The sequence below is a fragment of the Tepidiphilus olei genome (assembly GCF_006980705.1).
GTDB classification, from domain to species: Bacteria; Pseudomonadota; Gammaproteobacteria; order Burkholderiales; family Rhodocyclaceae; genus Tepidiphilus; species Tepidiphilus olei.
In genome coordinates, this window is record NZ_SBHO01000007.1 from 99184 (window position 1) to 120592 (window position 21409).

21 protein-coding genes are annotated in these 21409 nt (G+C 62.9%); 14 read left to right on the forward strand and 7 right to left on the reverse strand.

All coding sequences use genetic code 11. From position 1 onward, the window contains the following. Nucleotides 1-26: 26 nt before the first annotated feature. Nucleotides 27-1505: an alpha-amylase family glycosyl hydrolase gene (locus tag EPD80_RS08635; protein ID WP_142811117.1), complete on the forward strand. Its 1479-nt coding sequence runs from the start codon at nt 27-29 to the stop codon at nt 1503-1505. Here the strand turns inward: EPD80_RS08635 and EPD80_RS08640 are convergent. The 5 genes from EPD80_RS08640 to EPD80_RS11590 form a co-directional block, all read right to left on the reverse strand. Next, nucleotides 1462-2058 (reverse strand): nitroreductase family protein, encoded by a 597-nt coding sequence (locus tag EPD80_RS08640; RefSeq protein WP_142811163.1) that lies wholly within the window; start codon nt 2056-2058, stop codon nt 1462-1464. The two genes, EPD80_RS08635 and EPD80_RS08640, sit on opposite strands and share 44 nt — an antisense overlap. Beyond that, nucleotides 2058-2675 (reverse strand): nucleotidyltransferase family protein, encoded by a 618-nt coding sequence (locus EPD80_RS08645; RefSeq protein WP_142811119.1) that lies wholly within the window; start codon nt 2673-2675, stop codon nt 2058-2060. The genes EPD80_RS08640 and EPD80_RS08645 overlap by 1 nt, the downstream gene beginning before the upstream one ends. Continuing rightward, nucleotides 2659-4845, reverse strand: coding sequence for a xanthine dehydrogenase family protein molybdopterin-binding subunit (locus EPD80_RS08650; RefSeq protein ID WP_221928924.1), 2187 nt, complete (start codon nt 4843-4845; stop codon nt 2659-2661). The genes EPD80_RS08645 and EPD80_RS08650 overlap by 17 nt, the downstream gene beginning before the upstream one ends. Further along, nucleotides 4842-5300, reverse strand: a complete 459-nt coding sequence (locus EPD80_RS08655) for a (2Fe-2S)-binding protein (RefSeq protein ID WP_142811121.1) — start codon at nt 5298-5300, stop codon at nt 4842-4844. Before EPD80_RS08655 ends, EPD80_RS08650 begins: the two co-directional genes overlap by 4 nt. Nucleotides 5301-5474: 174 nt before the next feature. Continuing rightward, a complete protein-coding gene (locus tag EPD80_RS11590) occupies nt 5475-5561 on the reverse strand; it encodes a hypothetical protein (RefSeq protein WP_390613090.1) in 87 nt (28 codons plus the stop codon). 147 nt (nt 5562-5708) lie between these two features. On the opposite strand from EPD80_RS11590, the gene EPD80_RS08665 reads away from it, so the two are divergent. From EPD80_RS08665 to EPD80_RS08695, 7 genes are all read left to right on the forward strand, one after another. Next, nucleotides 5709-6161, forward strand: coding sequence for a DUF1931 family protein (locus EPD80_RS08665; RefSeq protein ID WP_028873909.1), 453 nt, complete (start codon nt 5709-5711; stop codon nt 6159-6161). A 125-nt stretch (nt 6162-6286) separates the two neighbouring features. Further along, on the forward strand, nt 6287-7342 hold the full coding sequence (locus EPD80_RS08670) for an NAD(P)-dependent alcohol dehydrogenase (RefSeq protein WP_142811123.1): 1056 nt from the start codon (nt 6287-6289) through the stop codon (nt 7340-7342). A 19-nt stretch (nt 7343-7361) separates the two neighbouring features. Continuing rightward, complete coding sequence (locus EPD80_RS08675) at nt 7362-8126, forward strand: SDR family NAD(P)-dependent oxidoreductase (protein WP_142811125.1); 765 nt, start codon at nt 7362-7364, stop codon at nt 8124-8126. 372 nt (nt 8127-8498) lie between these two features. Next, nucleotides 8499-9608, forward strand: coding sequence for an S-(hydroxymethyl)glutathione dehydrogenase/class III alcohol dehydrogenase (locus EPD80_RS08680; RefSeq protein WP_141056338.1), 1110 nt, complete (start codon nt 8499-8501; stop codon nt 9606-9608). Between the two features lie 23 nt (nt 9609-9631). Then, nucleotides 9632-10516, forward strand: a complete 885-nt coding sequence (gene fghA, locus EPD80_RS08685) for an S-formylglutathione hydrolase (RefSeq protein ID WP_142811128.1) — start codon at nt 9632-9634, stop codon at nt 10514-10516. Beyond that, the gene (locus tag EPD80_RS08690) at nt 10513-11493 is read left to right on the forward strand and encodes a 2-hydroxyacid dehydrogenase (protein WP_142811130.1); all 981 of its coding nucleotides are present in this window, start codon (nt 10513-10515) and stop codon (nt 11491-11493) included. Before fghA ends, EPD80_RS08690 begins: the two co-directional genes overlap by 4 nt. A gap of 6 nt (nt 11494-11499) precedes the next feature. Continuing rightward, nucleotides 11500-12012, forward strand: coding sequence for a flavodoxin family protein (locus EPD80_RS08695; RefSeq protein WP_142811132.1), 513 nt, complete (start codon nt 11500-11502; stop codon nt 12010-12012). Nucleotides 12013-12027: 15 nt separating this feature from the next. Here the strand turns inward: EPD80_RS08695 and EPD80_RS08700 are convergent, their stop codons facing one another. Continuing rightward, complete coding sequence (locus EPD80_RS08700; RefSeq protein WP_221928925.1) at nt 12028-12402, reverse strand: DUF4870 family protein; 375 nt, start codon at nt 12400-12402, stop codon at nt 12028-12030. A 115-nt stretch (nt 12403-12517) separates the two neighbouring features. Between EPD80_RS08700 and EPD80_RS08705 the strand changes: the two genes are divergently transcribed. Further along, entirely contained in the window at nt 12518-13591 is a 1074-nt protein-coding gene (locus EPD80_RS08705) for a PA0069 family radical SAM protein (RefSeq protein ID WP_142811134.1), read from the forward strand. Nucleotides 13592-13632: 41 nt separating this feature from the next. Here the strand turns inward: EPD80_RS08705 and EPD80_RS08710 are convergent, their stop codons facing one another. Continuing rightward, the gene (locus EPD80_RS08710; RefSeq protein ID WP_221928926.1) at nt 13633-15561 is read right to left on the reverse strand and encodes a sulfatase-like hydrolase/transferase; all 1929 of its coding nucleotides are present in this window, start codon (nt 15559-15561) and stop codon (nt 13633-13635) included. Nucleotides 15562-15781: 220 nt separating this feature from the next. On the opposite strand from EPD80_RS08710, the gene rfaD reads away from it, so the two are divergent. The 5 genes from rfaD to EPD80_RS08735 are packed head-to-tail and all read left to right on the forward strand — an operon-like array spanning nt 15782 to nt 21364. Further along, nucleotides 15782-16753 carry an ADP-glyceromanno-heptose 6-epimerase gene (rfaD, locus tag EPD80_RS08715; protein WP_142811138.1) on the forward strand — a complete coding sequence of 324 codons (972 nt, stop codon included), beginning with the start codon at nt 15782-15784 and terminating at the stop codon, nt 16751-16753. Between the two features lie 15 nt (nt 16754-16768). Beyond that, nucleotides 16769-17362 (forward strand): D-sedoheptulose 7-phosphate isomerase, encoded by a 594-nt coding sequence (locus tag EPD80_RS08720; protein ID WP_142811140.1) that lies wholly within the window; start codon nt 16769-16771, stop codon nt 17360-17362. After that, complete coding sequence (gene hldE / locus EPD80_RS08725) at nt 17347-18813, forward strand: bifunctional D-glycero-beta-D-manno-heptose-7-phosphate kinase/D-glycero-beta-D-manno-heptose 1-phosphate adenylyltransferase HldE (RefSeq protein WP_142811142.1); 1467 nt, start codon at nt 17347-17349, stop codon at nt 18811-18813. The genes EPD80_RS08720 and hldE overlap by 16 nt, the downstream gene beginning before the upstream one ends. Further along, complete coding sequence (waaF, locus tag EPD80_RS08730; protein ID WP_142811144.1) at nt 18810-19835, forward strand: lipopolysaccharide heptosyltransferase II; 1026 nt, start codon at nt 18810-18812, stop codon at nt 19833-19835. Before hldE ends, waaF begins: the two co-directional genes overlap by 4 nt. After that, nucleotides 19832-21364 carry a hypothetical protein gene (locus EPD80_RS08735; protein WP_142811146.1) on the forward strand — a complete coding sequence of 511 codons (1533 nt, stop codon included), beginning with the start codon at nt 19832-19834 and terminating at the stop codon, nt 21362-21364. Before waaF ends, EPD80_RS08735 begins: the two co-directional genes overlap by 4 nt. Nucleotides 21365-21409 lie beyond the last annotated feature (45 nt).

Sequence of the window (21409 nt, forward strand, 5' to 3'; positions counted from 1 at the left end):
ATCATTGCTTTTCCGAGCCGAGCATCATGCCACCCCGTTTCCGCCCCTGGCAGGAATGCGTCGTCTATACCGTCTGGCCCCGCAGCTTCGCCGACGGCAACGGCGATGGCATCGGCGATCTGCCCGGTCTCACCGAACGGCTCGACGAGTTGCGCTGGCTCGGCGTCGATGCCCTCTGGCTCGCGCCCATCCATCCCTCACCCAATGCCGACTACGGCTACGACGTGAGCGACTATCTGGACGTGCATCCGGATTTCGGCACGATGGCCGACTTTCGCACCCTGCGCGACGAGCTGCATCGCCGCGGCATGCGGCTGCTGCTCGACCTGGTGATCAACCACACGAGCGTACGCCATCCCTGGTTTCTCGCCTCGCGCGCGAGCCGCACCTCGGCCAAACGCGACTGGTACCATTGGCGTGCGCGACCCAACGATTGGGAGAGTATCTTCGGCGGCCCCGCCTGGACATGGGACGAAGCCACGGGCGAGTATTACCTGCACCTCTTCTTTCCCGAGCAGCCCGACCTCGACTGGAGCAACCCGGCGGTGCGCCAGGCGCTTGCCGAGATCGCCCGCTTCTGGCTGGACGAAGGCGTCGACGGCTTTCGTTTCGACGCCCTCACCGTGCTCAAGAAAGAAGAAGGCTTGCCTGACGTCACCCCTGGCGAACCCGGCGGCCCGCGCCCGGCCTGGTCGCGCTTCCTCGCCCGCCCCGGGCTCCTCGACTGGGTACGCGACTTCGCCGAGCGCGCCGGCATCACGCGCGACCACCTCACGCTGGGCGAGGCGAACGGCATCGCCGCCACGGACGCGCCCGCCTGGGTGGGCGAGCCGCAGGGGCCGCTGTCGGCACTGCTGCATTTCGAGCTATGGCACATCGACACGACCGATGCGCAAGGCCGCCCCGGGCTCGACACCCGCGCCTTCTCCGACACGGCGCGCTCCTGGTACCGGGCGCTCGCCCCGCACGGGGCGCTGCCGGCGCTCTACCTGGAAAACCACGATCTGCCGCGCATCGTCTCGCGCTGGGCTCCGCCCGAGCGCCGCGCCCAGGCCGCCAAAGCCTTTGCCGCCGCCACCTACCTGCAGCGGGGGCTTGCCGTGCTCTATCAGGGGCAGGAACTGGGTCTGCCAAATGCGCGTTTCACGCGCTCGTCCGACCTGCGCGACCCCTTGAGCCTGCGCCGCATCGCCGCCTTGCGGGCGCAGGGCATGAGCGATGCGGCGATCCTCGCCGAAATGAACCGCAGCGCCCGCGATCTCTCGCGCACCCCCATTCCGTGGGACGCGAACCGCCCGCAGGCGGGGTTCTCGAGCGCCGAACCGTGGCAGCCGATGGACCCGGCGCACATCCCGCTCGCCTGGCGCCAGCAGCGCGAGGACGAGGACTCGGTGCTCAATTTCTACCGCGCCATTTTGGCGGAACGGCACACCAAGCGACAAGAGCTGCTGCCTGCAGGACTTACAACCTCTGTCCCCATTGCCCGGCAAAGCACAACTCAGTGAGCGGCCGACGCTCGCGCGGCGCACGTTCCTTCTCGGCGAGTTCCCCGTCGAGCACGTCCGGCTCCGCCGGATGCCCCACGGCGATGAGCGAAATGACTTTGTAGCGATCCGGCACGCCGGCCACGGCGCGGATCGCCTGGGCGTCGAATCCGGCCATGGGGTGCGCCATCAACCCCAGCGCCACCGCCTGCAGGCAGAGATTCTCGGCTGCGGCGCCGCAGTCGTATTCGGCCCAGGCGTTGGGTTCGCCGTTGTAGGAAAAAAATGGGTCGGCGCACACCAGCACCAGGAGCGAGGCGCGTTTCACCCACGCCTGGTTGAAAGGCCACAGCGTAGCGAATGCCTTCTCCCATCCTTGTGGATCTTGCGTGCGGTGCCACACGACGAAACGCCAGGGCTGATCGCCATAGCACGACGGCGCCCAGCGCGCCGCCTCCAGTAACGAAAGCACCTGCTCGCGCGTCACGGCTTTGGTCTCGTCGAACGCACGACCGCTCCAGCGCTCGGCGATCAGAGGATGGATCGGGACTTCGGTCACGGCGGGTTTCTTCATCATGTACTCCTGGAAAAAATGAGGTCCTGCGGGGTATCGACGTCGGCGAAGATGCCTTCGTCGTCGATCGCGACACGGACGACGTGCTCGGCGTCACGCCGAAGGAGCAGACGGGCCCCCACGTCGCCCGTCGAATCCATCAGTTCTTGCCGGTAACGAGCAGAAAAACCGACCGGATGCCCTCGCCGAGCGGTACGACACGCCGCTGCGAGCGCGGCACCGGACATGAGCGCGTCGCGCACCCCCGAGATCGCGGCTCGCGGCACCCAGGGCATGTCGGCCAGCCCGACGACCCACCCTCGAGCGGAAATGGTGGCCGCAACGCCCGCGGCGAGGCTGTGTCCCATCCCCTCGTCGGCACGAAGGCATTCGACGCACTGCACGCGATCCGCGAACGCATCGACCAAGACGCGCCGCACTTCGTCGTTGTCCGGCCGCAGCACCACCGCAACCTTGGCGAAGACGGCGAACCAAGGTCGCAGCGCGTGGACGATGAGCGGCTGGACCTGCCCCTCATTTTCGAGCAGCACCAGCCGCTTGTCCGCCCCAAAACGCCGCGCCCGGCCAGCCGCCAGCACGAGGGCGGCGATTCCTCTCGATTCAGGCAAAGGTTTCACGCGCCAAGGGCAATCGCCGCACGCGTTTCCCCGTCAGGACGAAGAGCGCATTGGCCACCGCCGGTGCGATGGGCGGCGTGCCCGGCTCACCCACGCCGCTCGGCGGCGCCTCGCTCGGCACGAGGTGTACTTCCACCCGCGGCATCTCGGAGTGGCGCAGAATGGGATAATCGTGGAAGTTCGACTGCACCGGCCGACCTCCCTCGAGCGTGATCTCGCCGTGCAAAGCGGCGGCCAGTCCATAGACGATACCTCCCTCGATCTGCTGCACCACCCCGTCGGGGTTGATCACCCGACCGCAGTCGACCGCCGCCACCACGCGATGTACCCGCACCTGACCGTTTTCCAGCGAAACTTCGGCGATTTCCGCCACGACGCTACCGAAGGATTCATGCACCGCCACGCCGAAGGCATGTCCTGCCGTGGGTTTCACTTTGCCCCATCCCGCTTTCTGCGCCGCCAACTGCAGCACGGCGCGATGGCGCGAAGTACGCGGCAACAAGCTCAGACGGAATTTCACAGGATCCTGGCGCGCAAGGTGAGCCAACTCGTCGATCATCGTCTCGACGACGAAAGCCGTGTGCGAATGGCCCACCGAACGCCACCACTGCACCGGCACAGGGCTCTTGGGGCTATGCAATTCCACCTGAACGTTCGGGATCTGGTAAGGAATCGTCGCCGCCCCTTCGACCGAAGCGGCATCGACCCCGTCCTTGATCATGACCGCCGCCATCGGCGTGCTTTCCATGATGGACTGACCGACGATCGTATGTTTCCACGCAACGGGTTTGCCGCCCTTGTCGATCGCCGCTTCGATCACATCGACCCACATCGGGCGGTAGTAACCACCGCGCAGGTCGTCTTCACGCGTCCAGATCACCTGCACTGGCCTGCCGACCGCCTTGGCGACCTGCACCGCCTCGGTGACGAAATCGGCGTGGGGATTCGCCCGTCGACCGAAGCCGCCGCCGAGGTAGGTGGTGTGGATCTCCACTTCTTCGGGTTGCAGTCCCGCCACGGTGGCAGCCGCCATGCGATCGAGCGTCTGCGACTGCGTACCGGTCCAGATGGTGCAATGATCAGGGCGCAGGTCGACGGTGACGTTGAGCGGCTCCATCGGCGCATGCGCCAGATACGGCACTTCGTACTCGGCATGCACCGTCTTCACCGCCGCTTTGAAACCGGACACCACGTCTCCGTCCCGCCGCGCCACCGCGCCTGGGGTGCGAGCGAGCGCGAAATACGATTCCCGCAGCTTCGCCGTCGAGAGCGCTGCCCCCTCGCCTTCGTCCCACTCGATCTGCAACAAGTCGCGCGCCGTTTTTGCCGGCCAGAAACCGCTGGCGGCCACCGCCACGCCGGTCGGTACTTCATAGACGCCAACCACGCCGGGGACTTTCAGCGCCTCGGTGGCATCGAACTGCTTGAGCTTGCCGCCGAACACGGGGCATCGCGCCACCAGCACCGTCACCATGTCGGGCAGGCGCACGTCGATGCCGAAAACCGCCTTGCCGGTGATCTTCTCCGGCGTGTCGAGGCGCTTGAGCGACTTGCCGATCCATTTGAAGTCTTTCGGATCCTTCAACGGCACTTCGCTCGGCAAAGGCAGCTTGCCCGCTTCTTCCGCGACTTCTCCGTAGCTCAGGGACGTGCGGCCGTCGGGGTGGAAGATGCGCCCGTTCTCGGCCTTGCAGGCAGTGGCCGGCACACCCCAACGCCGGGCTGCCGCCTCGATCAAGAGAAGACGCGCGCTCGCCCCGACGCGGCGCAGCTGCTCCCAAGAGGACGCGACGCTGGTGCTGCCGCCGGTGAGTTGCAGGCCGAACTGGGTATGGTTATAGACCGCCGCCACCGGCGCCGGCTCGATGCGGATGCGCTCCCACGGCGCATCGAGCTCCTCGTTGATCAGCATCGGCAGCGAGGTATAAACCCCCTGCCCCATTTCGGACTTGTTCACGACGAGCGTGACGGAATCGTCCGGGGCAATGCGGATGAAGGCATTCGGCGGATAGACTTTTTCCCCTCCTGTGGCCGTTGCCTCAGCCGCCCAGGCGCGTCCTCCCTTCTCGGGCAGACGGAAACCGATCACCAATCCGCCGCCGAGCACGGCCAGGTCGCGCAGGAATTTACGCCGCGCCGGACGCTGGAGTTCATTGAGCGAAAACATCATGCACCCCCTGCCGCGGCCTCGAGAATCGCCTTGCGGATCCGGTTATACGTACCGCAACGGCAGAGAATGCCGTCCATCGCGGCAACGATCTGCGCCTCGCTCGGACGTGGATGCTCGGCGAGCAAGGCCGCGGCCGCCATGATCTGTCCCGACTGGCAATAGCCGCACTGGGGCACGTCGACCTCTTGCCAAGCCTTCTGGATGGCGCGGCCGACCGGCGTCTCGCCGATCCCCTCGATCGTAGTGACGCGCTTGCCGCTCACCATCGACACGGGCGTGACACAGGAGCGGACCGCTCGCCCGTCGAGATGCACCGTGCACGCACCGCACTGGGCGATGCCGCAGCCATATTTGGTCCCCGTGAGCTGCAGCTGGTCGCGCAGCACCCACAGCAGGGGCGTACCGGGATCGGCCTCGACCGTGGTCGGCCGACCGTTGAGCGTAAATGCAATCATAGAGTCTCTCCTTGGGCAGAGAAGCCGGGCGTCGCCCCCGTAACAGGACTGCGCTACTGCGCACTGAAATGGCCTTACTTCCCGGCGGAACGACAAAACCCATCATAGAACGGGTCCGGCGCTGCGACAACCACGCCGAAAGGAAGGTTTATGGACCCAAGGAGCGATCGACTCTCAGCGCACGTTACCCGCTTCGATCTTGCGGCTGCGCAAGTCGATGATACTGAAATCTCCCTCCGACAGCCGTCCTGGAGCGACCACCAGGCTCGGGGCAAAAATATTGAGCCGTTCGTCGTTATAGGGAAGGGTGTGCAGGATTTTGCAAGGCTTGAGGCTTGCTTTTCGTCGCCATAGTCCCTATAACGGAATCGGCAATCAGTCGAAATCCTTATACTCAAGGAGGTACGGATGAGCGACATCATGGCAGTTTCCCGCTTCGAACGACTCTTCCGGCGCGCGGCCGGGCTCGACGTCGACAAGAACGACCTGCGCCGGCTGACCGAATTCCTCGACCAGAAACTCTACGATCTGTTGCTCGTCAGCCAGGCGGCGGCCAAATCCAACGCTCGAGACGTCATTCGCCCCTGGGATCTTCCCTTGACGAAAGGCCTCCAGGAAAGCATGCATGCCTTCCGCGAACTCGACGAAGAGCTCGAACTCGCGCCCATCTTGGAGCAGCTCGCCAAGCTGCCCCACCTCGACCTCGAATACGACGAAGAAGTCCGTGCCATGCTGCCGCAGATCGTCGGTGGCTTGACGGTGGCTCTGGCCAAGACCTTCCGTACGATCGATCCCAACGTGAAAAACCCCGACACGACGCACTGGGATCGTGCGATCGAGATCTTCAACCGCCTGCTGTAGTCGCACATCCTTTCCGGGCGGAGCACCGATCAAGAACCTCTGCCTCCGCCCAGCCGCGTACCCTTGGACGATGGTCTATAGTGAATGATCGCCTGCGATTTTTCTCTCGTTCCGAGGAGCGACTCATGAGCATTCCCGCCAAAGCCTATGCCGCTTTCGACCCGCATTCCCCGCTCGTTCCCTGGGAAATCGCCCGCCGCGAGCCGGGGCCCTACGACGTACAGATCCAGATCCTCTACTGCGGCGTGTGCCACTCCGACCTGCACCAGGCACGCAACGAGTGGAAGAACACGATCTATCCCTGCGTGCCCGGGCACGAGATCGTCGGGCGCGTGGTCGCCGTGGGGGAAAAGGTCACCCGCTTCAAGGTCGGCGATCTCGCCGGCGTCGGCTGCATGGTCGACAGCTGCGGCCATTGCGACGCCTGCGCGAGTGGCGAGGAGCAATACTGCCGTGAAGGGTTCGTCGGCACGTACAACGGCCGAGGTCCCGGTAGCGAAAACACCTACGGTGGCTACTCCCAAGTCATCGTGGTGAAAGAATCCTTCGTGCTGCACATCAAGCATGCGGAAAAGGATCTCGCCGCGGTGGCGCCGCTGCTGTGCGCCGGCATCACCACCTATTCACCGCTGCGCCATTGGAACGTCGGCCCGGGCAAACGGGTAGGCATCGTCGGCCTGGGCGGGCTCGGGCACATGGCCGTCAAACTCGCCCACGCCATGGGCGCGCACGTGGTGCTCTTCACCACCTCGCCCGGCAAGACGGCCGACGCCAAGCGGCTCGGCGCCGACGAAGTCTGCATTTCCAAGGATCCCGAGCAAATGGCCCGCTACCGCGAGCAGCTCGACTTCATCCTCGACACGGTGGCCGCCCCGCACCGGCTCGACGACTACCTGCAGCTCCTGAAACGCGACGGCACGCTCACCCTCGTGGGCGCCCCTTCCGAACCGCACCCTTCGCCCGAGGTCTTCAACCTGCTCTTCCGGCGCCGCAGCCTCGCCGGCTCGCTCATCGGCGGCATCCGCGAAACCCAGGAAATGCTCGATTTCTGCGCTGAGCACGGTATCGTCTCGGACATCGAGCTCATCCCCATCGATTACATCAACACCGCCTACGAACGCATGCTGAAGAGCGACGTGAAATACCGTTTCGTCATCGACATCGCCGCTTCATTGAAATGAGGATGCAGGAGCCTTCACCATGAAACGACTGGAAAACCACGTCGCGCTGGTCACGGGCGGCGGGCGCGGCATCGGCAAGGCCATCGCTACCCGCCTGTATCAGGAAGGGGCGAAAGTGGCCATCTGCGGCACCACGCCCGAGGTGCTGGACGCGGCTGCGCGCGAGATCGGCCCCGACGTGCTCGCGCTCGTCTGCGACGTCTCGCAGGCCGAGCAAGTCGCGGAAACGGTTCGGCGCGTGCGCGAGCGCTTCGGCAAAGTCGACATCCTGGTCAACAACGCGGCCGTGATGCTGCGCCACGTCGGTCTGGAGCGGGCCGCCCGCCCCTTCACCGAACTGGAAGAAGAAGTCTGGGACCGGGTGATGGCGGTCAACGTCAAAGGCCCGTGGCTGTGCGCCCGCGCCGTCTTCCCCGACATGCAGGCACAGCATTGGGGACGCATCATCAACATCGCCTCGGATACCGTCTTCATCGGTCGCGGCAACGGTGCGCAATACATCGCCTCCAAGGCCGCCGTGATCGGGCTCACGCGCGCGCTTGCCTGTGAAGTCGGTCGCCACGGCATCACGGTCAACGCCATCTCGCCGGGTCTGACGCAGAGCGAGACGATCCGCGAACACGGTTTCGAGGCCATGGCCCGGCAGCTCGCCGAACAGTCAGCCATCCCGCGACCCGAGGTTCCCGAAGATCTGGTCGGCACCGCCGCTTGGCTCGCCTCCGACGACGCCGCCTTCGTCACCGGTCAGACAATCTGCGTCGACGGCGGATTGGTGTTGCACTGAGTAATGCTCCACCCGTTCCATTCTTGCGCCCGCGGACTACCGCGGGCGCGGCCGAAACCGCGTCGCGGTGTTTTCTTCGCTTCCCTGAGCGCCTACCCTCGCACGAACCCTCTGCCTTCGTGCGTACTTTTCCTGCCACGACAAGGTACACTAAGGAGACGCTGAAGAAATGAGCAAGCGGGATGAAGCGCAAGGCGGAAGGTAGCGCAGCGACCGAGACATATCGAGTGGATAGGCGAGGGAGCGAGCACCGCGCAACGCAGCGATTCGCCCGCGCAGCCAATTATTCAGCGTTTCCCTAACGTCGCGGTCCTGACCCATCCCCCCGCTAATTTCCCCGAGTAGGATGGCGGTTTCCCCAAGGAGCCTTCCATGAAATCCCGTGCTGCCGTCGCCTGGAAAGCAGGCGCTCCCCTGTCGATCGAAGAAGTGGACGTGCAAGGTCCAAAGGCGGGCGAGGCGCTCGTGCGTATCGTCGCCACCGGCGTGTGCCACACCGATGCCTACACCCTCTCCGGTGCCGATCCCGAAGGGGTATTCCCGACCATCCTGGGCCATGAAGGCGCCGGTATCGTGGAAGAAGTCGGGCCAGGGGTGACTTCGGTCAAACCGGGCGATCACGTCATCCCCCTCTATACCCCCGAGTGCGGCCAGTGCAAGTTCTGCCGCTCCGGCAAAACCAACCTGTGCCAGGCGATCCGTGCCACCCAAGGCAAGGGGCTGATGCCCGACGGCACCACCCGTTTCTCGCTCGGCGGCCAGCCGATCTATCACTACATGGGCACCTCGACTTTTTCGGAATACACCGTGGTTCCGGAGATCGCGCTCGCCAAAATCGACATCGATGCGCCGCTCGAGAAAGTCTGCCTGCTCGGCTGCGGTATCACCACGGGTATCGGCGCGGTACTCAACACCGCCAAAGTCGAACCCGGCGCCACGGTAGCGGTATTCGGCCTGGGCGGCATCGGGCTTTCCGTGATTCAAGGAGCACGTATCGCCGGAGCGAGCCGCATTCTCGCCATCGACGTCAACCCTGAGAAATTCGACATGGCTCGCCGTTTCGGCGCCACCGATTTCATCAACCCGCGCGATTACACCGACCCCATCCAACAAGTCATCGTCGATCTGACCGACGGCGGCGTAGATTACTCCTTCGAGTGTATCGGCAACGTCCACGTCATGCGCCAGGCGCTCGAATGCTGTCACAAGGGCTGGGGCGTCTCCACCATCATCGGCGTGGCCGGCGCTGGCGAAGAGATCTCTACCCGCCCCTTCATGCTCGTCACCGGACGCGTCTGGAAAGGTTCGGCCTTCGGCGGCGTCAAGGGACGCAGCCAGCTGCCGGGCTACGTCGAGGACTACATGAACGGCAAGATCGAGATCGATCCCTTCATCACCCACACGATGGGGCTGGAAGAGATCAACCGGGCCTTCGACTTGATGCACGAAGGCAAGAGCATCCGTTCGGTCATCCTATACTGAAGAGCGTTCCGGAAGACACAACCATGAGCCCTTCGCGCACTGCACCGACCTTGATCGCCCAATACCGCTGTTTCGACGGCTGGGTACGCCGCTACCGCCACGCCTCCGAAAGCACCGGCACCGACATGGTCTTCGGCGTGTATCTGCCGCCTCGGGCCGAACACGCCCCCGTGCCGGTGCTCTACTGGCTCTCGGGTCTGACCTGCACGGACGAAAACTTCATGCAGAAAGCCGGGGCACAGCGACTGGCCGCGCGCTTGGGGCTCGCTCTCGTCTGTCCGGACACGAGCCCGCGCGGCACCCATCTGCCCGGCGAGCACGACAGCTACGATTTGGGCTCCGGCGCAGGTTTCTACGTCAATGCCACCGAAGCGCCCTGGTCGGCCCATTACCGCATGTACGATTACGTGGTGCACGAACTCCCGGCCCTGGTAGAGCAGCACCTGCCGGTGACCGATCGCCGTGCCGTGAGCGGACATTCCATGGGCGGACACGGCGCGCTCATCTGCGCCCTGAAAAATCCCGGACGCTACGCCTCGGTCTCGGCGTTTGCCCCCATTGCCAACCCCAGCCGTTGTCCTTGGGGGCAGAAAGCCTTCCGTGCCTACCTCGGAGACGATCCCCAACGCTGGCGGCAATGGGACGCCTGCGCGCTCATCGCCCAGGCCGAAGAACGCCTGCCCCTACTCGTCGATCAGGGGCTAGCAGACGAATTCCTCGCCGAACAGCTCCATCCGGAAGCCCTCGAAGCCGCCTGTGCCGCCGCCGGGCATCCGCTGCAACTACGGCGTCACCCCGGCTACGATCACGGCTACTATTTCGTGGCCACGTTCATCGACGATCACCTGCGTCATCATGCGCAGGCCCTCGGCCTCGAAATGCCTTCCTCCCCGGGAGCCCTCTCATGACGACGAACACGCCCACCGTCCTCGTCACCCTAGCCCCCGCCGTGCGGGAAACCGTCGAAGGGCGGCTCGGCGAACTCGCCCGGATCGTCTTCCTCGCCGATCTCCCCGAAGCGCAACGGCGTGACGCCCTCGAGCAAGCCGAGTATCTCCTCACGCTCAATCCGCAGCAGGAATTCGGCCCTTGGTGGCCGCAGCAACCGCGTTGGCGCTTCGTCCAGTTCACCACCGCCGGGGTCGATCACGTCGACTTCACCTGCATCCCCGCCGAGACGATCGTCGCCAGCAACGTTGGCGGGTTCGCCGAACCGATGGCCGAATACGTGCTCGCCACGGCGCTCGCCCTGAGCAAGAAACTGCTCCATTACCATCGCCTGCTGCAACAAGGCGTGTTCGCCCAGTTCGGCGAGACCGGCACGCTGCGCGGCAAGACGGTGACGATCCTCGGCTTTGGCGGCATCGGGCACGCCTGCGCCAAGCTGCTGGGTCTCTTCGACGTGCGCCTCTTCGCCATCAACCGCAGCGGCAAGACCGACGTCCCCGTATGGCGCTGCGGCACCCTCGCCGATCTCGAAGACGCCCTGCGGCTGGCCGACGTCGTGGTCGTCTGCCTGCCGCTCAATCGCGACACCCGGGGCCTGCTCGGGGCGCGCGAGCTCGGATGGCTCAAGGACGACGCCATTTTCATCAACGTCGCGCGCGGCGAAATCGTCGACGAAAAGGCGCTCTACGACTTTCTCCTCGCGCACCCCAAGGCGCAAGCGGCGATCGACGCCTGGTGGGTCGAACCCTTCCGCCACGGGGAATTCCGCATGAATTATCCTTTCCTCGACCTCCCCAACGTGCTCGGCAGCCCGCATAATTCCGCCCGCATTCCCGGCTGGGAACGGGTGGCGCTCGAACGCGCCTGCGACAACCTCGCCCGCGCCCTCGAGGGTGCGCCTGTGCACGGCCTCGTCGACCGTCGCGACTATCTTTGAATCGCCATGGCGCGCCCCGCGGCCCGTATGCTGATCGTCTGGCACTCGCGCACCGGCACCGCCCGACAAATGGCCGAATCCGCCCACGAAGGCGCGCTCGAGGCGCTGCGCGAACTCGAAGCCCTTGAGCGCGTCTCGGTCCTCCTACGACGAGCGGCAGAGGCCACGCTCGAGGACGTGCTCGAATCTGATGCCTACCTCTTCTGCGCCCCGGAGAATCTCGCCACCCTCTCCGGTGAGATGAAGGAATTCTTCGATCGTTGCTACTACGGCGCGCTCGATCGCGTCAATGGACGCCCCTATCTCGCCCTCATCGCCGCCGGTAGCGACGGCGCCGGCGCCGTGCGCCAGATCGAACGCATCTGCACCGGTTGGCGCCTGCGTCCGCTCGCCCCCGCCCACGTCGTGCTCACCCACGCCCAAACGCCGGAGCAAATCCTCGCTCCCAAGACGCTGCCCGAACACGAACGCGAACGCTGCCGCACCCTCGGCGCGACGATGGCGGCGTGGTTGGTATGAACCTGCGAGAAGCGATCACCCCCCGTTCGCCGCGGCATACATGGGCTTGCCATCGCTGAGGGCGATCCAGCCTTTCACGATCCGGTAGATCACCCAGATGCCGGAAACGATCAACACGATCATACCCACCGCCATGAACGAAGTGAGCGCCCCTATGACGAACCACAACAGGCTGTACCAGAAGGTGCGGCGCTGCCACAGGAAGTGCGACTCGACCCAGGTGCCGCGCACATCGGGGTATTTCACGTAGTTGACGATGATTCCCACCAGATAGGTGACTCCCAGGATCAAGGAGACCGCGTAGAGCGCATAGATGATGGTGGCCCACTTCTTCGCCTCGCGGAGCTTGGTTTCATCGCCCGCGGATGAAGTTGCCTCGATGATTTCCATGCAATATCCTTTTCGCGCAGAATCGAACAGAAGAAGAATATCATATCCGAGCACAGGAGAACGGCATCTTGCGGCCGCGCAGTCGGTCAATCGAGGACCCACGGACGGATCACCCATGAAACCTCCCTTCCCTTTACGTGGGCGTGGCGTCACGATCGCACCACGGAATCGCTATGCCCGTCTCGAGCGCGAGCCTTTCGACGATGGCTGGCCACAAGAAGAAGAAACGCCCGGCGCACCTCCGACCGAAGTGCGCTGGGAAGAAGCCCATAGCGCCCTCACGACCAACCGCTCGCCCGATCTTGGCTTCGATCGCTCGATTAACCCCTACCGTGGCTGCGAACACGGCTGTGCCTACTGCTACGCCCGGCCGATGCATGCCTGGCTGGACCTCTCGCCGGGACTGGATTTCGAGCGCATCATCATCGCCCGACGTTACCTCGCCGACCGGCTGCGCTCCGAGCTCAACCGCCCTGGCTATCAGCCTGCCCCGATCGCCCTGGGCACGGCCACCGATGCCTGGCAGCCGGTGGAACGCAAACTGGGGCTCACGCGCGCGGTGCTGGAAGTGCTCGCCGAGGCGCGCCATCCCTGGACGGTCGTCACCAAGGGCAGCGGCATCCTGCGCGACCTCGACCTGATCGCCCCCATGGCTGATTCAGGGCTGTGTGAAGTCTACGTGACGTTGACCACGCTCGATGCCGGCCTCGCCCGTCGGCTGGAACCCCGCGCGGCGAGCCCGCGGCGCCGGCTGGAAGTGATCGCGGCGCTCGCACAAGCCGGCGTGCCGGTGGGCGTGAGCCTCGCGCCCCAGATTCCTTTCCTTACCGAAGACATGGAAGCGGTGCTCGCCGCCGCGGCCGAAGCCGGGGCACGCAGCGCGTTCATGAGCATCTTGCGCCTACCGCAGGAGCTGGAGACGATTTTCGACGATTGGCTGCAGCGGCACGTACCCGAGCGGCGTGAGCGCATCCTCGCGCGACTGCGTGAATTGCACGGCGGCAAGCTCGATGGCCCGTTCGGCGAGCGTTTCCGCGGCCGTGGCCCCTGGGCCGACCTGCTCGCCCAGCGCTTTGCCATCGCCCGACGTCGCGCCGGCCTCGAACGATCTCTCCCGCCGCTCGTCACCCACCTCTTTCGCCCGCCGGCGAAGCGCGCCGGCGAGCCGGTGCAGCAGGCGCTCTTTTGATCGGGTTCGCTCCCGCATGACCCGGCCAGCCCCCGCGACACTCACGGCTCATGCCGGCTTTTCTGCTTGAACCGGCCCAACTCCTGCATCAAGCGCACCAATTGCGGCTGCTTGCTCTGGAACAATTCCTGGGCGCGCTGCGGCGTGAGCTTTTCGTCATGAGGGCCGCTGATGCGCTTACCCAAGGGCCCCACATCCTCCGACAAAGTTATTTTGACATCGGCATCCTTGTATCCCACGCGCGACCAATCGCTGAACACGACATGATCACGCTGCCTGCCGGAAAAGAGGTCGTAGCCGGACGAGTAGTCTTCGGGCGGATTCTTCACGCCCAAAAGCGGCATGAGCGTGGGAACCACGTCCAGATGGCTGCTCAGCCTATCGTGCACGGCGGGTGTGCGACCCGGAATCCACAAAATCAACGGGGTGCGCGTCTGCGGATCGGAAAACGTCGAGTTATGCCCCCAATAGCCGTTTTCCATGAACTCTTCGCCATGATCCCCCAACATCACCACGATGGTGTTCTCCAGCAGTCCGTGCGTCTCGAGATGGTCGATGATCCGCGCGAATTGACCATCCAAATGATGAACGGCGTTGAGGTAACGGTTCTTGATGGGAACGATGTCTTTTTGCAGCTCGTCGCGATCGAGCGTGGCATAGTTTATGTCATCGCGATACGGAGTACGGATCACGCTCTCCGGCGGAAAATAGTAACGCGCATGGGGCGACTCGAAGAACATCCACGCGAAGAAAGGTCGAGCAGGATCGCGCGTGTCGATGAATTTCAGCAGATCGGAGACGTTTTGCCGGTCTTTTTCCCATCCGGCCAGGGGCGCATCGATTTCGTGCAACTGTTCCCGCGGCACCTGGCTGAACACGGTCCGATCGAACTCCGGATAGCTGAATTTGGCGCTCGTATAGAAGGACATCTGATAGCCCTGCTGCCGGAGCACATCGATGATGGGTACGCCTCGGCGTCCCTTCAAAAAAGCCTCCCAGTAGGTGCCGGGCAATCCCGTCATCATGGTAAAGATGCCGATTCGCGTGCCGTTACCCCCGCTGTAGTGCTGCGTGAACACCTGGGCTTTCTGGGCGAACGCCCAGGTCGCCGGCATGATTTCCGGATCCAGGGTATCGGCCCGCCAGGATTCGGACACCAACCATACGATGTTGTAGGGCTTCTCCGGCTTGGTGAATTCGAGCGGCTTGGCCGGATACTGCAGATGCCCCCCTCCCTGCTGTCTGAGGGATTTGTCCTGCGCCGCCACCTCGAAACCGAGTTTCTTGAACAACGTACGCGCCGTGGTACCGACGTAAAACGGCACGCCCTCGGTGAGTTCGAGCATCTCGGGCTTGTTGCCCACCGCACTCGTATAGGCATAGACGGAATGGTCGCTCAGTATCGAGAGCAGAAGCACCACGATCAGCGGCCGGCCCAGGCGCCGCATACCCGCGGGCAATGAGGAAAGGCGCCGCGCGCCGAAGGTGAGTGCGACGAAGAGCGCGGCATGCCCCACGAAGAACGCCAGAGCGATCAACGCGAAGCCGATCGTCGATGACCCACTGCCGCCCAAGGATTCGATGCCGCCCGGCGTCATCAGCAGATTGATGACGAAGCCGTTGATGAACATCCCATAGAGCGCATGGAGCTTTGCATTGGCGTAGAAAAAGAGGGTGGTCAGCGCCCCGGTCAGGACCGCCGTCACATCCGGAGCCCAAACGGCAGCCCGCGGCAGCCGAAGCCGCCGCCACAGCGAGGGACGGGCGACGAGCCAGGTCAGCAACAAGGCCGGCAAGAGGTAGAGGGCGTTGTAACTGACGAAGGCGTTGACGAGGAACAAGAGGCTGGCGTACCCGCTCGCGGCGGCTGCGGCAAAATCGACGTTGGCGGCGTTGATCCACAGCAGGACCAGGTAGACCAGTCCGAAATAGGCGAACCGTACGTTCCGCCCGTGAGTCTGTTCGTTCAAGAAAAGCTGCTCCATCGTTTTACTCTATAAAATACCCAAGTCACGCCAACTACTCCGCGCGCCCAAGTATGCATGACCGACCCAAACATATCGGTCCGGCCACATTCGACCGGGCCATCACCGCCGAGTTCTCGTACTCACGCTGCGGCGCCATCTTATCCGATTGCCCGACAAAACTGCTATACTGAAATTTTGAAATGTTTTTTCCGGTATCTACCTCATGATCGTCATCACCGGCGGCGCCGGCATGATCGGCAGCATCGTCGCCTGGCAACTCAACCGCCAAGGGCGTGACGACCTGCTCCTCGTCGATCGACCGACTCACCCCGAGCAATGGCAGAATCTCTGCCATCGCACCTACGCCGACTATCTCGACAAGGACGAGCTTTTTCCCTGGCTCGAGCGTCATGGCGCGCAGGTCGAGGCCGTCATCCACATGGGGGCCATCAGCGACACCACCGAGCGCGACTGGAACCGGCTCCTCGAAGCCAATCTGCGCTATTCGCAGCGGCTGTGGCAGTTTTGTGCCCAGCAGGGGGTGACGCTCCTCTACGCCAGCTCGGCCGCCACCTACGGCAACGGCGAGCGTGGCTACAGCGATGCCAGCATCGACGGTTTGCGTCCCCTCAATGCCTACGGGTACTCCAAACACCTGTTCGACCAATGGGCGCTACGCCAGGCCGCGGCGGGCCAGGCACCGCCCCGCTGGGCCGGATTCAAGTTTTTCAACGTCTATGGGCCCAATGAATACCACAAGGGCCGGATGGCGAGCGTCGCCTTCCATAGTTTCACCCAGTTTCGCGCGAACGGCACGGTGCGCCTCTTCAAGAGCGACCGCCCCGACGTGGCCGACGGCATGCAACTGCGCGATTTCGTCTATGGCAAAGATGTTGCTGACGTAATAACGTGGTTCCTCGCGGCTGCGCGTCCTTCGGCCATCTACAACGTCGGCACGGGTCGAGCCCGCTCCTTCCTCGACTTGGCGACGGCCGTGATGGAGAGCTGCGGCGCGCGTCCCCACATCACCTGGATCGACATGCCGGACGACCTCAAGGGCAAATACCAGTACTACACGCAGGCGGACATCGGCAAACTGCGCGCGGCGGGCTACGACAAACCCTTCCATACGCTGGAAGAGGGTATACGCGACTATGTGCAGAATTACCTCCTGCAGCCCGATCCTTATTGTTGAAATCTCAGGAAGCGAATGATTCCGGAACAGGCCATACGGCAAGCGCTGAGCGCCCATCAGGCAAGCATCGAACAGCTGCACCAGCAGATGCCGCTCCTCATCCAGATGGGGATGAAACTGAGGAACTGCCTTCTCGCCGGCGGCAAGATCCTGCTGCTGGGCAACGGCGGCAGTGCGGCCGATTGTCAGCACATCGCGGCCGAGATCGTCGGCCGCTACAAGCGCGAACGCCGCGGTCTGCCCGCCATCGCGCTCACCACCGACACCTCCATCCTCACGGCCGTGGGCAACGACTATGGATTCGAGCGCGTTTTCTCGCGCCAGGTGGAAGCGCTGTGCACCAAAGAAGACGTGGTGATCGGCCTCTCCACCTCCGGCAACAGCCCCAACGTATTGGCCGCCATCCACACTGCACGGGAAATTGGCGCCTACACCCTGGGCCTGACCGGCGCCAACGGCGGCAAGCTGGCCCAAGTCTGCGATCTGTGCCTGGTCGTCGCCAGCAACGATACCCCCCGCATCCAGGAAACCCACATCCTGGTCGGTCACCTCCTCTGTGACCTCATCGACGCCGAAACCCTCGATTCCGCACCATGCAGCACAAACTGATCGAGGCGGTCCGCCAGGGTTTTCCCGCCGACGCATGGGCACTGGTGATCGGCGACCTCATGCTGGACCGCTACCTCTGGGGCAAGGTCGATCGTATCTCCCCGGAAGCCCCGGTGCCGGTAGTTTTGCTGGAAAAAGAATCGAGCCGTCCCGGCGGAGCGGCCAACGTGGCGGCCAACCTCGCCGGCCTGGGCCTGTCCTGCCGGCTGCTGGGCACCGTTGGCGACGACGCGCCCGGACGCGAGCTCGTCGCGGCCATCGCCAGTCAAGGTGTCGGCACCGAAGCACTCTTCACCTCGCCTTCGCGCCCCACCACCACCAAGACCCGCATCCTCGGCGGCCACCAGCAGATGCTGCGGCTCGACCGCGAAGCCACGACCGCCCCCGACGCCGACGAGCAAAAGGCGCTCGGTCGCATCCTGCATGAAATGATGGAGCGGAAACCGGCCGTCGTCGTCCTCTCCGATTATGCCAAAGGTGTCTTGACGCCCGAACTGTGCCGCCTGGCCATCGAACTCGCTGGCCAGGCCAACATCCCGGTGCTGGTCGACCCCAAAGGCCGCGACTACGGCAAATACCGCGGCGCGACCGCCCTCACTCCCAACCGGCGGGAAACCGCCGAAGCCTGCGGCCTCTCCGGTCAGGACCTCGACGAGCTCCTGCAAGCCGCGCAAGCGCTGCGTCGCGCGCTCGATCTGCGCTTTCTCGCCATCACCCGCAGCGAGGAGGGAATCACCCTCCTCGAAGAGACGCGCACGCTCCATCTCCCCGCCATGGCCCGTCAGGTGTTCGACGTCTCCGGTGCCGGAGACACCGTCATCGCCACGCTGGCCGCCGGCATGGTAGCCGGTCTCGAGCCGGCCGAGGCGCTGCATCTGGCCAACCTCGCCGCCGGAATCGTGGTCGGCAAGGTTGGCACCGTGCCCATCACCCGCGAGGAACTGCTGGCGGAACTCGCCGTCGAGGAAATCCGCGAGCAGGCGGACAAGATCTGTGACCTGCCACATCTGCTGGCACGTGTCCGGCAATGGCGCGCCAACGGCGAGCGGATCGTGTTTACCAATGGCTGTTTCGACTTGCTCCACGCCGGACACGTCGTCTATCTCGAGCAGGCGGCCAGATTGGGGGATCGCCTCGTGGTCGGACTCAATACCGACCGCTCGGTGCGTGCCCTCAAGGGTCCGAATCGGCCGGTCATTCACGAACAGGATCGCGCCCGGGTGCTCGCCGCCCTGGAATCGGTCGATGCCGTGGTCCTGTTCGACGAAGACACGCCGCTCTCCCTGATCGAGGCCATCCGCCCGGATATCCTGGTCAAGGGCAGCGATTACACGGAAGACCAGGTGGTGGGCGGCAAGGAAGTCAAATCCTGGGGCGGGCGGGTCGCACTCATCGACGTCGTCCCGGGTCGCAGCACCAGCAACATCCTGCGCAAACTCGGCAGCGCATGACGAACCGGCAAATCCTGATCATCGGCCCTTCCTGGGTCGGCGACATGATCCTGGCGCAGAGCCTGTTCAAGCTGCTCAAACAGCAGGACGAGCACTGCGCGATCGACGTGGCCGCACCCGCCTGGACCCTGCCACTGCTGGAACGCATGCCGGAAGTACGCCAAGCCATCGCCCTGCCCTTTCGCCATGGCAAACTCGACCTGTGGCAGCGCATCCGCCTCGGGCGGGCACTGCGCGCCCAAGGGTACGCACAGGCCATCGTACTCCCCAATTCCTTCAAGTCCGCCATCCTGCCTTTCGTCGCCGGCATCCCCCGGCGTACCGGCTTTCGCGGCGAGATGCGCTACGGTCTCCTCAACGATCTGCGTTTGCTCGATACCGCGCGGCTGCCCATGACCGTGCAGCGATTCGTCGCGCTCGGCCTGCCACCCGGGGCGCCGCTGCCCGACCCCTTGCCCCGCCCCTCCCTCATCGCCTCACCCGGTGGCGCCTTGCAGGCGCTGCACTGCCTGGGACGCGAGCAACCCGATCGACCCGTCCTCGGCCTGTGCCCCGGCGCCGAATACGGGCCCGCCAAGCGCTGGCCGGAGGAACACTACGCGGCCGTGGCCCGCTGGGCGTTGGAGCAAGGCCATGAAGTGTGGCTCTTCGGCTCGGCCAAGGACGCCCCAGTCACCCGGGCCATCGACCACCTGAGCGGAAACCGCTGCCTTGATCTGGGCGGCAAGACCCGATTGGGCGAAGCCATCGACCTCATGTCCCTGTGCGCTGCCGTCGTGAGCAACGACTCGGGCCTCATGCACGTGGCGGCCGCGCTCGACCGCCCCCTGGTCGCCCTCTATGGCTCCTCCGACCCCAACCACACGCCGCCGATGAGTGAACGAGCCTCCATCATCCACCTAGGGTTACCCTGCAGCCCTTGCTTTGCCCGTGAATGTCCCCTCGATCATCTGAAATGCCTGCGTGACATCGAGCCAGAGAGGGTCATCGAACTTCTTCAATCCATTTTACCGAGACGATGAACGACACGGTCTTCCTCTCCAGAGAACGTCGCCAAGCCTTATTAGCCGCTCTGATCGGCGCAGCGGTAGCGACATGGGTCATATTTCTGAACCATGGTTACATCAATAGCGATGGTCTTGTATATATTGAATCTGCCAAACAATTTTCTCTCGGAAATTGGCAACAAGGACTTTCTGTCTACAATTGGCCTTTTTATTCTTTGATCATTGCAACCATACACCAGACGACCGGCCTCGGTCTGTTGGATGCTGCTCATGTGATCACCATTTTCGCATTTGCGCTACTCGCTGCAGGTCTGCCATTGCTAGTGCGAGAGCTCGGTGGAAACCATCGCGTCCAGATGTTTTCTGTTCTCATGCTCATAGGAGCCACACCTCTCGTTGAAAACTATCTACCCATGGTAATACGCGACCATGGTTTTTTGGCGGCGCATGTTTGGAGTCTAGTTTTTCTATTGCGATTCTTCCGCAGCAATAGTCTATACGATGCTTTGGCATGGAACGCAATAGCAACTCTAGCCACTCTATTTCGCATAGAGGGCATCGTTTATTTCATTCTCTTACCTTTACTCAATTTATTCAGAAAAGATCACTCAACCAAAGAAAACATCATTGATCTCGTAAAAGCAAACGCTTTTCTGATTGTCGGAATGACACTATTAATTACAGCACTTTATTTCATACCCCATTTCGATCTCCAGCACTTAGGGCGCCTAGGAGACCCTGTGAATATAGCGCAGAAGGTATTACATCAAATAAATGACGGATTAAATAATAAAGCCGACAGCTATGGAACCATTCTCGGCCCCTTCCTGGATGACTACGCCATGCAGGGACTAATACTAACATTGGCCTGCATTCTCGTCGTCAAATCCCTTAGTTCCGTTGGTATAGCTCAACTACTGCTCTCCATTTCCCTATGGAAACGCCACCATGAATATGGCCTCAAAGCGAATAATCTGATTTTCTTATCACTTTTATCCGCCATCTGCATAATCAACGCAACATGTATCTTGATAAGCAGCTTCGCGCTACCGAAACGCTATCTACAGCCATTGGGATTGGTGATCATTGTTCTTGCCTCTTTCTCTTTTTATATCATGCTAGACGATTGGAAACGAGGCAAAGGCAAGCGATGGATTCTTCCCATACTTTCGACAATATTGGCCGTTCAGATCGCCCTCAACCTCAAACCGGTTGATCCTCGCAACCGCTCTGAACAAGAAGCTGCACAATGGATCCATGAACACCTACCATCCGGCAGCAAGATTTATTATGATTATGGACGAGTTCGCTATTATGTTGAAGGCGACTCTTCAAGTCGACATCTAGTTCCCTGGGATGAAATAGAACGGTTGATTTCGTCCGATGACATCATTCACTACGACTATCTCGTGGTGCACATACCAAAAAAAGATTACCATCGTGAACAAGTACTGGAAAACCGGTTCGGGAAACCATTGGCCACTTTCGAGAATAAAAGGGGGAAGCGTATATCAATTTATCAGATACAGCCAATAAATCCATGAAAAAATAACCGTTTACGCTTTTTTCCTTCAGGATGGATTACATTA